Genomic DNA, 12,206 nt, shown 5'->3' on the forward strand with positions numbered 1-12,206 from the left:
TCTTCACCCTACTTTCAAATTTTTTAAATCTGATTCTTCAATTACTTTTTCTAATGTTTCAATGTGTCGTGCTCTTTCTTCCGCTGTCCACTGATAATGCTGTGCCATTTCTTCAATGACTCCCGCTTTCACTTGGTCCAAACGATCACGCATAAATAATAAGTGGTTGGTCCGTCGCAATAAAAAGTCGACGGGTGTTAAAGCCATTTCTTCTTCCATCGCATAGTTTAAAGAGACAGTTTCTGTTAAGGTTAAACCAGGAATTACTTTGGCATCATCAATCATTTCAAAAACAGTTGGTACGTTGGAGCCATATAAATGAGCTAAGTATAGTGCATCCTTTTCACTTAACCCTTTAGACGCGCCATGTTTTGCCAACGCTTCTAATTCTTCGTCTACCGTTGCAGGGTTCAATTTCCCGCCTGAAACTGGATAGTTTTTAGAATCAATTAAGGTGAATTCTTTCTGGTATTCTTCTGCTAAGATGGTTTGAATCATTTTCATCGCACCTTCTGCCATTTTACGATAATCTGTTAATTTCCCACCAGCCAAAGTGAGCAAGCCATCCGCTGATCTTTCCAATGAGCTGCCTCGAGAGACAGCTGAAGGATTGACTTTATTTTCCACCAAACTGTCTTCTAGATGGTTTAGGACTTCTTCAATTTCTCGTTTATCTGTTTGGTTTTTTTGGTATCTGTCAACGACATCAATGACTTCATCAATACTTTTATCTGAAAGTTTGCCATTGTTTCCCCCGTTATAATCTGAGCCACCGTTAGCAGAAATTAAAGGTCGTAAGCCAGCCCAGCTGGCTTCAATATCATCAATTGTCAATTGTACCTCTGGATAACGATTATTGACTACTTCCAATAGGTAATCCACATCACTTTGTTCTACTGTTGGATGTTGAAAGTCTCCATGGTAATCTGTATCCGTCGTCCCAAAATATGTTTTTTCTTCTCTTGGAACAACGAAGACCATGCGGCCATCTTGTTTACCTGTATCAAAATACGTTGGTTGAGGAACATTTAAACGGCTTTTGTCGACAACTAAATGAACCCCTTTGGTTGGACGCATTTGTGGTGTAAATGAATCGTTTTTGTCTAAGCCTCTTAATTTATCTGACCAAGGACCAGTAGTATTAATCACAACATCTGCGTGAATCTCAAACTGTTCGTCAGTTAGTAGGTCCTTTGCTTGAATGCCAGTAATTTTCCCTTCATCATTGTATAAAAAGCCCACCGCTTGAACCCGACTCACAGCATGTGCCCCGTCAGCTACTGCTTGTTTAATATTTTCAATAACTAAACGAGCATCATTATTTCGGTAATCTAAATAAACACCGCCACCTTGTAGACCTTCACTTTTTAGTTGTGGCTCACGTGCCAAAACCTCGTCTTTTGTCAACAGATAGTTGGCGTACTTGGTACCTGTTACATCAGCTAACTGATCATATAAATCCATTGCTATTTTGACAGAAAATAGATTAAATGTTGCATTTGGCTCATCATAAATCGGCAATAACATGGGATCCGCTTTAGGGATGTGTGGCGCAATGGATTGAACGACGGCTCGTTCTTTCACTGTATCTGCTACCACCTCCACGTCAAACGTTTTCAAATAGCGGATACCACCATGAACTAATTTGGTTGATCGTGAAGAGGTGCCCTCTGCGAAATCCTGCATTTCAATTAACCCTGTCTTCATTTTAGCGGCACTGGCTTGCAGGGCAACGCCTGCGCCAGTAATGCCACCACCAATAATTAAGACATCTAAGTGTTGTGTTTTTAAAGCGTCGATTGATTGTCGGCGTGTTTCTATTGAGAAAGTCATAGAAAATTCCCCTTTTCCATTTACTTATTTTTACGTTTGAATTGTTGGGTAGCTGCTACTGCTTGTTGCCAACCTTCATATAAATCTTCTCGTTCTTCTTCCGCCATAATGGGTTCAAATTGTTGTCCTTCTTCTTGGAATGCTTTGATTTCTTCTAAGTCTTTCCAGAAGCCAACCGCTAAGCCCGCCAAGAAAGCTGCGCCTAAGGCCGTTGTTTCTAAGTTATGGGCTCTTTGAACAGCAGTGTTTAAAATATCTGCTTGGAATTGCATCAAGAAATCATTGTTTGCTGCTCCACCGTCTACTTTTAAGACAGGAATGTCTATGCCTGTATCTTCTTTCATCGTGTCAATAATGTCACGAACTTGATACGCAACTGCTTGAAGTGTCGCTTTGACAAAATCTTCTCTCGTGGTACCGCGTGTCAATCCAAAGACAGCCCCACGCGCTTGTGAATCCCAATATGGTGCACCCAAACCAGTGAATGCAGGAACCACATAAACTTCATTGTGCCCTGTTGACGCTTTGGCTACTGCTTCAGATTCCGCAGCCGTTTGCAACATTTTTAAGCCATCTCGTAACCATTGAATCGCTGAACCAGCCACGAAGATACTTCCTTCCAAGGCATAATATACTTTGCCGTTAATGCCATAGCCAATAGTGGTAAGCAGATTATTTTTAGAAAGTTGAGGTTCTTCGCCAGTGTTCATGACAATAAATGAGCCTGTTCCATAGGTATTTTTAACCATCCCAGGTTCAAAGGCCATTTGACCAAATAAGGCGGCTTGTTGGTCACCAGCCATCCCAGCGATAGGAACTTCACTTCCGTAAAAATGGTAATTTTTTGTTAGTCCATACACTTCAGAGTTCGAAACGACTTTCGGTAACATCACTCGTGGGATATTTAAAAGATCCAAAATTTCTTGATCCCAATCTAAATCATGGATATTAAACAACATCGTCCGACTTGCATTTGAATAATCAGTGACATGAGTATCTCCCGTTAATTTCCAAACGAGCCAAGTGTCAATTGTTCCAAACATCAATTCGCCGTTTTCTGCACGTTCTTGTGCACCTTCTACATGATCTAAGATCCAACGAACCTTCGTTGCTGAGAAATAAGCATCAATGATTAACCCAGTTTTTTCATGAATCATTTCGCTGTAGCCATCTTCTTTTAGTTGATCGGCAATAGGTGTCGTTTGGCGTGATTGCCAAACAATTGCGTTATAAATGGGTAACCCAGTTGCTTTGTCCCAAACAACGGTTGTTTCCCGTTGGTTTGTAATCCCAATTCCAGCAATATCTGTAGGTTTCACTCCTGACTCAATTAAAGAACCTGCAATAACGGATTGAACAGAATTCCAAATTTCATTGGCATTATGTTCCACCCAACCTGCATTAGGAAAATATTGAGTAAATTCCTTTTGTGAACTACCAATTTTGTTTCCTTTTTTATCAAAAATAATTGCACGAGAACTAGTCGTTCCTTGATCAATCGCCATAATGTATTTTTCTTCTGCCATGATAATTCCTCCTAAACGTTTTTGAAATCGTTTTCTTTATGTCCCTATCTTACAAACAAAAGAATAACTAAACATGTCAAAAACTTTTTTTATTTTAAAAAAATTGAAAGGATTTCTACTAAAACCAACAAAGATAACGCTTTCAATAATACTTTTATTATCTCTAATTTTTCAATAAAAAGAAACATTTTTGTTTAAAAAAGCCTAATTTTCGACTTTTAGTTGTAAAAAGGCTGGTGCGAGGATCAGACAATTTCCGTCACACCAACCTTTTGTTTATTTCTCTCGCAAGGTGCGTATTTTCTTTTTTAATTGTTGCACATCATAGGTCGAACTTAATTCTGACAAAACATAGACTTCCGGTGTTCCTTGATAGCTCGTTTGCTGATAATTGGTCACAATTAAATCATATGTTTGTTCAGGCTGATACCTCTCCACCAGCGTGCCATTCATATTTTTAAGACTAAGCATTAATACTTGTGTTAACGCCGCTTGATAAAGAGCATCCATTGCTAAATGAATTCCAATTTTTATTTCACCAATCATTTTAAATTCAATTAATGCCAACACGCTTAAATATTTGACCAGAGAAAGTTCATGCAAACTATCTCCTGGTTGATACGTTTCATCAAAACAAGCTAAAGCTTTTTCTAATAACGTTGTTGAAAAAGAAGCTAATTCCCGACTAGATAATTGCTGTTCTTTTTCCCAGATATGGGCCCGATCAAAAACTTCCAATTCTCCTTTAAAAAAATAGAGTTTTCCATGAATTTGTGAAAAATAGTAAGCCATGGTTTTCTCAAGAGTAGGTTCAAATTTATGGGGCCGATAATACAAGACCACATTTTCCAAGATAAACGTATCAGCTAAAGAAACAGCGGAACGACGTCCCCGAATTAAGGAATATTCATCAAAAGCTGATTCTGGTAAGACCGACATTGTGATTAGAAAAACAAAATGAATCATGCTTTCTCCTTCGTCTAATTCTAATGAATAGCGACTAGAAAAACGGAAAAACAATTGTCGAACTTGCTTAAATAACGGATCTTCTTTAAAATCAATCATTTTCTTTCTCAATTGTTGATATTTTTTTGAAGTAACCGCTAGGCGCTTTTTCGTAATACTCAACCAAAGGCTAACTTTTAACGCATTATGTTCATTAAAAGTAAAACCTAAGCCAGTTTCAATCCCTTCAATTATCCGTTTATTTAACGGGGACATCGTTTTTTTCTGGTGTGTTTCATAGGGAGTAATATACCAATACAACTGAAAGTAAAAGTAACGAATCTGCAATTCTTCTCCCTGTAGTTGTCCATTTTTTATTTGCAAATCAAAGGCGGCTAACAATTGATTGAGTTCCTTAATCTTTCGAAATAAAGAAGACTCACTAATCATAAATTTAGTCGTTAATTGAACAATAGAAAACTCTTTATTACGATATAAATAATCTAAAAGTTGAAATTTAAGAGACTCTTTTACAAATGCTTCAATTAAATGATTCAACGAAAAAAAATCCGATAAGGTGATTGATAGCTGTTGGCCATCATAAGTAAGCTGACAATCCTGTCCAAAAGGTTTCAAAAAATAATGTAAATCCTCTAAGTCTTTTTCAAAGGAGGCTTTTGTGACCGCTAAAAATGCTGTTAAATCAGAGACTGAGCAGGTACCGCCTGCTAAGATGGTTTGTTGCACCGTTAATAATTGTCGCATCGCTTTCTTTTCCAATAACGTCTCAACTTTCATCGTTCTCTCTCCAATAAGCCGAAGCACCCATCAAATTTGTAATATCATAAATATTGGTTAAGGAAGGTTGATAAAAATAATCTTTTTGTAATAGGTCTGTCAGTGTCTGACCTGTTTGGATACTTAATGCTAACGTATTTATTTTTTCTAAACAATTGTTTTTTGAACAAAGCTGTGCCCCAAGGACCCGTTGTGTCACTTTATCATAGATTAATTTGCCTAAAATTTCTGTCCCATGTTGTAGAGGCGGCGCTGGCTGTCTAACAATTACGGAAGCAAGTGTTTGCGGAAAAAATAAACCTTCCGTTTCGGTTAGACCTGTACTAGCAAGGTAATAGTCCCCCACTTTTGTTCCCATTGTTCGCAAAGAGCCAATGAATCGGTGTGTTTTTTCTTCTAAATTGTTGGCGACTACTAAGCCAGTTCGTACCGCATTGTTCACTAACGGAGCATAAAAAGTTTCCGCGACTGGTTCATTCATAACTGAAATGCAATCTCCGATGGCAAAAACATTCGGCACTGAAGTTTGTAAATAAGGATCCACCGCGATTGTCTGATCCAGATTTCGTTGAATTTTTTTATCCAAATAGGCTAATTGAGGATGTAAGTTTAAAGCAAAAATCCCACTGTCACAAAAAATTTCCTGCTCGCTTGTTTCAAGAACAATACCATTTGCTGTTTCTTCAATTCCTAGGACCGTTTCTTCAAAATGGAAAATTACTGCTTGTTTTTCCAAAGATTTTTGAACATCTGCAACCATTTCTTTATCAAAATATTTAGGCAATAGATTTTCTAAACTTTCAAAGACATGGACCGTTTTCTTCATTTTCACAAGAAAATCAATAGCTTCCATTCCAATGGGTCCTGCACCAATGACGGCTACTGTCTGGCTCTTTTCCAGTAATGGAACAGCCGCTAAAGCACCTGATAAAAATTTATATTTGAGTAATTTTTCTGTTTGACTACCACGAATTTGCGTGGAAAACTGGCTCGCGCCTGTCGCTAAAATCAATTTATCATAAGAATACCACTGTTGCTCTTCCTTTTGCGCCCAAGCAATCAGTTGGTTCTCAACATCCATTGCCACGACTTCTCTATTTAAAAGCAACTGAATCTTTTGACGACGTAATTCCTCTTCCGTTATGTAACGTGCTTCGTGTAATTCATTGATGGTATGATTAAAATACGCACTTAAGCCACCAGATAAATACCCCACTGTTGCTTGTTTGTCAATTAAAGAAATTTCTGCTTGGGGATATTTTTTCCTTGAAGCAATTGCTGCGGAAATACCTGCGAATGATGCACCAATAATCACAATTTTCATTTGTTTCCTCCTCTGTCAGGACCTATTATACTTCTCTCAGTTTATCATGATTAAAAAGAATGCTAAAGCAACAACTATAGTTTTCCCTTAAAATAATTATTTTTGCTGAGCGCATTGCTTTTCAAGCACTTTCATTTTCATTTATAATAAATGTTACTACTGTTTGAGGAGGAGTTTTCATGTCTGCAACGAAAGAGCAATTGGAACTATTTTTATTTTATTTATCTGAAACCCATACAAAAAGTTTATCTTTACATGACTTAGTTACAAGTCGACCACGCCCAGAAGAAGCGCGTATTTTATTAAATATTAACGAGGTTTTCACTTACTACCATAGCGCTCGTGTTCTCTACACAAGTGTTCCTGCTCTTGAAAACAACAAGTCTGTGCCTTTTTTCCAAGCCTTCGAAAATTTTTATTTTGAATTAAAACAACATTTTTTCAATGAAGAAGATGAAACCAATCAATTGAATGAACGTCTAGAGGAAATGAAAATTGCCTTTGAACAATTGACGGATGACTACAATGTTCTATAATAGAAGAGAACAATTCGTTGAGAAGGGGTCCTTATGAAGCAAGAAGAAGTGATTGAACGTTTAAAAGAAGAACTAAATTTGCCATTTTTTAATGGTACGCTAGAAGAAAAGAACTATTCTGAAGCAGATTATCAACAAATCAAGAAAGAGTTAATTCAATACTTTGATGATTATGTGCGAAATGTTGAAAATTAACGATCTAAAACAACCTTTGATTTTAATAAAATCAAAGGTTGTTTTATTATCAAAATAAAAAAAATAACAAAAAAACCACCGGCAGTTTTGCCGATGGAAAAGGAGTATTTACTCAATAAGAGTAAAATGAAAAATAAAAAGGTTGTTGTTGGTATGAATTAATAATACAATACACTTTCTCTTTTGTCCATAAAAAAGACATGAAAAAAATATTAAATTCGTTAGTTATTTTTATTAGTTTTTTATTTTTTCAAAAGAATGTTGCTCATTCGCGTAATGGCAAAGGTTAATTCATCCGTTGCTTGATCCTGCTTTTCCTCTGAAGCATTAAATAAATCTGCATCAATACCTGTTTCTGGATCTGTTGCTAAAATCATTTCATTGCATCCTGCTACATATTCTGTATAAGCATGTTGAAATTTTTTGTGAATGCCAAGTACTTGTGGTGTTGGTTTTAATGTTCCGACTTTTTTGAGCATTAATTCATATTTTTCAGTACCTTCTTTAAATTTTGCTTGAATTTCTGCAATTCGTTCGGCTGTTAAATCATTCACTTTATTCTTATCGATCGCTTGACGAACTTCTTCGTAATATGGATTCATGACTTCGCCAATATCTTCTGTTGTTTTAACGATATCATTAATTGTTTGAACGTAAAATCCTAAATTTGGTCTCATAACCATCCCTCTTTTCCCTTTTCTCTTTCACTCCATTTTACACTTTTTCTATTCCATCTGACAAGTGGCACTTTTTCAGTCTTTATTCTTTTGATTCTTAACAGAGAAAACATAGTGAGGCATCGTTTTACCATGGTATGTTTTAATGTATCGATCCCTAACAAGCATCTGGTTTCGAATAGCGACATTCATAGAGGCTAAGTTCGTATCACGAATCGTTGAAATAACTTCTGGAAAATTTAATACATCGAATGCGTACTGTTTTGTCGCTGCGGCAGCTTCAATCGCATACCCTTTGTGCCATTCTTTCACACATAAATGATAACCAATTTCTGGATAGCTCTTGCCTTTTACTAATTGATTGGTGAGTCCACACTCGCCGATGACTTCGCCTGTTCGCTTCTTCTCTAACGCCCATAAGCCGTAGCCGTATTCTTGATAGGACTGTAAGTTCCACTTTAGCCAGTTTGCAACCTCTTCATCAGAAAAAGCGTGTTCATAGGCATACATCACATTTTCATCTTGCAAAAATTTTTTCAATTCCACTTCATCTTCCGACTGCCATTCTCTGACAATAAGTCGTTGTGTTTCGAAAATAATTTTCCGTTTCAAGCCCTTTCACTCCTTACATAAAGAAAAATTGACTGGTTTAAGTACCAGCCAATTTTCTTTTCTTATTTATTAAGCACCTTTACCTGCTTTACGTTGGAAGAACTTCACAATTTCCACAATTGGGATGATAGCAAAAGAAGTACCTGCTACAATTGCCCATTGATATGCATCTAAATGTGTAACGCTGAATAAATCATTAAATCCTGGAATAACAATCGTTGCAGCTAATAGCAAGAACGAAACAAGAATCCCATAGTTAAATGATTTGTTGCGAAATAAGCCAACTTTGAAAATTGATTGATAAATCGACTTCACATTAAAGGCATGGAACAATTGAATTAATCCCAAAGTAGCAAAGGCCATGGTTAAAGCATCGCCGTGTTGTAAATCATACAACGCTTGCGCCGATAAGTTTGTGTTAGCTGCGGTATGTGCTGGGAACATAATTGACATTTTATACACAATCAAAGTCAATGCCCCTTGCGTAATCCCTTGATAAACAACACTGCTTAAAACGCCGCCAGAGAAGAAGTTCGATTTTTTACCACGAGGTTCATGGCTCATCACATCACGTTCTGCTGGTTCCACACCTAACGCAATCGCTGGGAAAGTATCCGTTACTAAGTTAATCCACAATAAGTGAACAGGTAACAAGGTATCCCAATTGAGCATTGTTGCAATAAACAAGGTTAATACTTCCCCTAAGTTAGCTGAAAGTAAATATTGAATCGTTTTTTGGATATTTGAGAAAACTTTACGTCCTTCTTCTACTGCCACAATAATTGTTGAAAAGTTATCATCGGCAAGGACCATATCTGAAGCACCTTTTGATACTTCTGTTCCGGTAATCCCCATACCAATGCCGATGTCAGCAGCTTTTAAGGCTGGGGCATCATTTACGCCATCACCAGTCATCGCAACCACTTTTCCTTCTTGTTGCCACGCTTTAACAATCCGAACCTTGTGTTCTGGTGAAACACGAGCATAGACAGAGTAGTGTCCCACGACTTGTGCGAATTTTTCATCTGACAATTCATTTAATTCAGCGCCTGTAATGACTGCATCGTCGTCGCCTTCTTTGATGATGCCTAAACGTGCCGCAATTGCTTCTGCTGTATCACGGTGGTCACCCGTAATCATAATTGGACGAATACCCGCTTCTTTCGCGACTTTTACAGCATCTGCAGCTTCTTTTCTTTCTGGGTCAATCATACCGACTAAACCAGCAAATGTTAAATCTTTTTCCACAAGTTCAGAACTCATTTCGGCTGGAATCGTCTCAACATATTTATAAGCCATTCCTAAAACACGTAAGGCTTGTTTCGCTAATGAGGTGTTGGTTTTCAAAATTTCTTGACGTTTTGTTTCATCTAATGGACTTGTTTCTCCATTTGATAAGATTTCCGTACAACGTTTCAATAATTCATCTGGTGCACCTTTGACAGAAACTAGGAAGCCACCTGTTTTTAATTCATGAACAGTAGTCATTAATTTACGATCAGAGTCAAAAGGAATCTCTGCCACACGAGGTTCAGCTGCTACTTTTTCGGTTACGTTAAACGCATGATCTAAACCAAATTGTACTAAGGCAGTTTCTGTTGGGTCACCAATTAATGAACCATCTTGAGCGATTTTTGTATCATTCGTAAAGTTCATGATTTTTAAAGCCATATTATCGGTAGGGATTTCTGTGGAAGCAGATAAAACTTGACCATCTGTATACAACGCTTCAACGGTCATTTGATTTAAGGTTAACGTACCTGTTTTATCTGAACAGATAATGTCTGTACTTCCTAATGTTTCAACGGCTGGTAACTTACGGACAATCGCATTTTTCTTGGCCATTTTTTGGGTCCCTAAAGCCAAAATAATTGTGACAATCGCTGGTAATCCTTCTGGAATTGCCGCTACAGCTAACGAAATTGACGTTAATAACATGTCAATCCATGAACGACCATTCATCATTCCTACCACAAACATCACCGCTGCAATGACTAAAATGGCAATTGTTAACATTTTACCCAATTGGTTTAAGTTTTGTTTTAAAGGCGTTTCCGTTTCTTGTTCGCTTGCTAGCATGCCAGCAATTTTACCGACTTCTGTATTCATTCCTGTGCCAACCACAACGCCAAGACCACGTCCATACGTCACATTACTATTGGAATAAGCCATATTGATTCGGTCACCGATACCAATATCGGTACCCTCTAAGATGGTTACTTCTTTTTCAACTGGAACAGATTCACCGGTTAACGCTGCTTCTTCAATTTTTAAGCTATTCGCTTCCAATAAACGTAAATCGGCTGGAACGACATCCCCTGCTTCTAATAAAACAATGTCACCTGGCACTAATTCATCACTTTTAACAGTAATGACGTGTCCATCACGGCGAACATTCGCATTTGGTGAAGACATTTCTTTTAATGCTTCAATGGCTTGTTCCGCTTTAGCTTCTTGGATGACCCCAAAGATGGCGTTCAAGATAACAACCACTAAGATGATAATCGAGTCTACCACATCATGGGAAAAGACGGCTGAAATGACCGCTGCCGCTAATAAAACAATAATCATAAAATCTTTGAATTGCTCAAAGAATTTCACGGCAAGTGATTTTTTCTTCCCTTCATCTAGCACATTTTCCCCGTACGTTTCTAAACGCTTTTGAGCCTCCTGTGCACTTAATCCATCAGTTGTTGTGTTCATTTTCTCCAAAACAACTGTGTCGTCTTGTGCGTAAAACGCTTCAGACAATTGTGTTTTCTTTTCTTCTGACATGTTCTTCCTCCTCTATTTTTTGCAGCATCCTCCAAGTTCTATTTTACATTTCATCAAAAATAAATGAAAAAAAATAGACTTGTGTATGCTACTTCGTCGAACATACATAAGTCTCACCGTTTAAGACAACACCAGAAATTGCTTTCGGAGTTGGTGATGTTGTCACAGCATAAATACTGTCAGTTACTCCCTCATGAAAAAACTATTTAACATTGATTGGAGAACCAATGTTATGAATAATTACTTAATTAGTATACCGTTTTCCACTCTTTTTTTCAAATAAAAGTTCTGCTCATTTGAAAAAAACTGAAATCCTTTCATTCGGATTCCAGTTTCTTGATTTGTATTCGTAAAATACGCTGTTGTCCCCGCTTTCTCGACCAACTAATAACCCAAGAAAGTAAGAAAAGACTAATCACGGTTCCTTCACGAACAAAAATCGGCAAATGATAACTAATGGACAATCCTAGTGCTAAACTGACACAAAAAATATCAACTAAATAACGATAAAACTGAAAACTATAGCGCGTTCTTTCAGAAATAAGTGTACAAAATTTTTCAATAGGAAATTGCAAAACACCTAGCGCAACTACCTGTCCTGTCCCGATTCCTGCTATGATTGTCCCTAAAATAAATAGAACAATTTTAACCAAATAATTTTGAAAAACAAGCGAACCAAATAATTGATATAAGAAAAAATTAATGACAAAACCAAAGCCAATTAACGCCACCAAAATAATCAAATAGTTCTGAATTTTACGCTGCTGATCTAACAACCAACACGTGCCTAAAAAAGCGAAATTAATAGCTGTGGTAACAGTTCCGACTTTTAAATGAGTAAGTGTTGCAAAGGTCACATTAAATGCATTAAAACTACTAACTCCAATGCCTGCTTGAATTGTCAAACTGATGCCCAATGCACTAATTAAATAAAAAAGAAACGATAGCACAATTTTTTTCTTCCACATTATAAAAACTCCTCTAC

At 37.1% G+C, this 12,206-nt stretch carries 10 protein-coding genes; 2 read left to right on the forward strand and 8 right to left on the reverse strand.

Features of this window, described 5'->3' with window-relative positions:
* Positions 1 to 3: 3 nt before the first annotated feature.
* From glpO to IGM09_RS07850, 4 genes are all read right to left on the reverse strand, one after another.
* On the reverse strand, positions 4 to 1,833 hold the full coding sequence (gene glpO, locus IGM09_RS07835; protein ID WP_033625030.1) for a type 1 glycerol-3-phosphate oxidase: 1,830 nt from the start codon (positions 1,831 to 1,833) through the stop codon (positions 4 to 6).
* Between the two features lie 20 nt (positions 1,834 to 1,853).
* Complete coding sequence (gene glpK, locus IGM09_RS07840) at positions 1,854 to 3,359, reverse strand: glycerol kinase GlpK (RefSeq protein ID WP_002357138.1); 1,506 nt, start codon at positions 3,357 to 3,359, stop codon at positions 1,854 to 1,856.
* A gap of 276 nt (positions 3,360 to 3,635) precedes the next feature.
* The gene (locus IGM09_RS07845) at positions 3,636 to 5,102 is read right to left on the reverse strand and encodes a helix-turn-helix domain-containing protein (RefSeq protein ID WP_002385844.1); all 1,467 of its coding nucleotides are present in this window, start codon (positions 5,100 to 5,102) and stop codon (positions 3,636 to 3,638) included.
* A complete protein-coding gene (locus tag IGM09_RS07850) occupies positions 5,092 to 6,426 on the reverse strand; it encodes an FAD-dependent oxidoreductase (protein WP_010713292.1) in 1,335 nt (444 codons plus the stop codon). Before IGM09_RS07850 ends, IGM09_RS07845 begins: the two co-directional genes overlap by 11 nt.
* A 179-nt stretch (positions 6,427 to 6,605) precedes the next feature.
* Here IGM09_RS07850 and IGM09_RS07855 point away from each other — a divergent pair, with 179 nt between their 5' ends.
* Positions 6,606 to 6,962 carry a hypothetical protein gene (locus IGM09_RS07855; RefSeq protein WP_033625031.1) on the forward strand — a complete coding sequence of 119 codons (357 nt, stop codon included), beginning with the start codon at positions 6,606 to 6,608 and terminating at the stop codon, positions 6,960 to 6,962.
* Between the two features lie 33 nt (positions 6,963 to 6,995).
* Positions 6,996 to 7,157 carry a hypothetical protein gene (locus tag IGM09_RS07860; RefSeq protein ID WP_002357133.1) on the forward strand — a complete coding sequence of 54 codons (162 nt, stop codon included), beginning with the start codon at positions 6,996 to 6,998 and terminating at the stop codon, positions 7,155 to 7,157.
* Between the two features lie 242 nt (positions 7,158 to 7,399).
* On the opposite strand, the gene IGM09_RS07865 is transcribed toward IGM09_RS07860, so the two are convergent.
* The 4 genes from IGM09_RS07865 to IGM09_RS07880 all read right to left on the reverse strand — a co-directional run bounded on the left by IGM09_RS07865 (position 7,400) and on the right by IGM09_RS07880 (position 12,189).
* A complete protein-coding gene (locus IGM09_RS07865; RefSeq protein WP_002385841.1) occupies positions 7,400 to 7,840 on the reverse strand; it encodes a hypothetical protein in 441 nt (146 codons plus the stop codon).
* A gap of 69 nt (positions 7,841 to 7,909) precedes the next feature.
* Positions 7,910 to 8,446 carry a GNAT family N-acetyltransferase gene (locus IGM09_RS07870; RefSeq protein WP_033625032.1) on the reverse strand — a complete coding sequence of 179 codons (537 nt, stop codon included), beginning with the start codon at positions 8,444 to 8,446 and terminating at the stop codon, positions 7,910 to 7,912.
* A 69-nt stretch (positions 8,447 to 8,515) separates the two neighbouring features.
* Entirely contained in the window at positions 8,516 to 11,221 is a 2,706-nt protein-coding gene (locus IGM09_RS07875; RefSeq protein WP_010707395.1) for a cation-translocating P-type ATPase, read from the reverse strand.
* 317 nt (positions 11,222 to 11,538) lie between these two features.
* Entirely contained in the window at positions 11,539 to 12,189 is a 651-nt protein-coding gene (locus IGM09_RS07880; RefSeq protein ID WP_010713287.1) for a YczE/YyaS/YitT family protein, read from the reverse strand.
* Between the last annotated feature and the right edge of the window lie 17 nt (positions 12,190 to 12,206).

This window comes from Enterococcus sp. DIV0167 (assembly GCF_050541555.1).
In the GTDB taxonomy this organism is placed as follows: Bacteria; Bacillota; Bacilli; order Lactobacillales; family Enterococcaceae; genus Enterococcus; species Enterococcus faecalis.

Excerpts from the sequence above, each read along its gene's own strand:
- glpO (WP_033625030.1), bottom strand. The coding sequence starts at position 1,833 with ATGACTTTCTCAATAGAAACACGCCGACAATCAATCGACGCTTTAAAA.
- glpK (WP_002357138.1), bottom strand. The coding sequence starts at position 3,359 with ATGGCAGAAGAAAAATACATTATGGCGATTGATCAAGGAACGACTAGT.
- IGM09_RS07845 (WP_002385844.1), bottom strand. The coding sequence starts at position 5,102 with ATGAAAGTTGAGACGTTATTGGAAAAGAAAGCGATGCGACAATTATTA.
- IGM09_RS07850 (WP_010713292.1), bottom strand. The coding sequence starts at position 6,426 with ATGAAAATTGTGATTATTGGTGCATCATTCGCAGGTATTTCCGCAGCA.
- IGM09_RS07855 (WP_033625031.1), top strand. The coding sequence starts at position 6,606 with ATGTCTGCAACGAAAGAGCAATTGGAACTATTTTTATTTTATTTATCT.
- IGM09_RS07860 (WP_002357133.1), top strand. The coding sequence starts at position 6,996 with ATGAAGCAAGAAGAAGTGATTGAACGTTTAAAAGAAGAACTAAATTTG.
- IGM09_RS07865 (WP_002385841.1), bottom strand. The coding sequence starts at position 7,840 with ATGGTTATGAGACCAAATTTAGGATTTTACGTTCAAACAATTAATGAT.
- IGM09_RS07875 (WP_010707395.1), bottom strand. The coding sequence starts at position 11,221 with ATGTCAGAAGAAAAGAAAACACAATTGTCTGAAGCGTTTTACGCACAA.
- IGM09_RS07880 (WP_010713287.1), bottom strand. The coding sequence starts at position 12,189 with ATGTGGAAGAAAAAAATTGTGCTATCGTTTCTTTTTTATTTAATTAGT.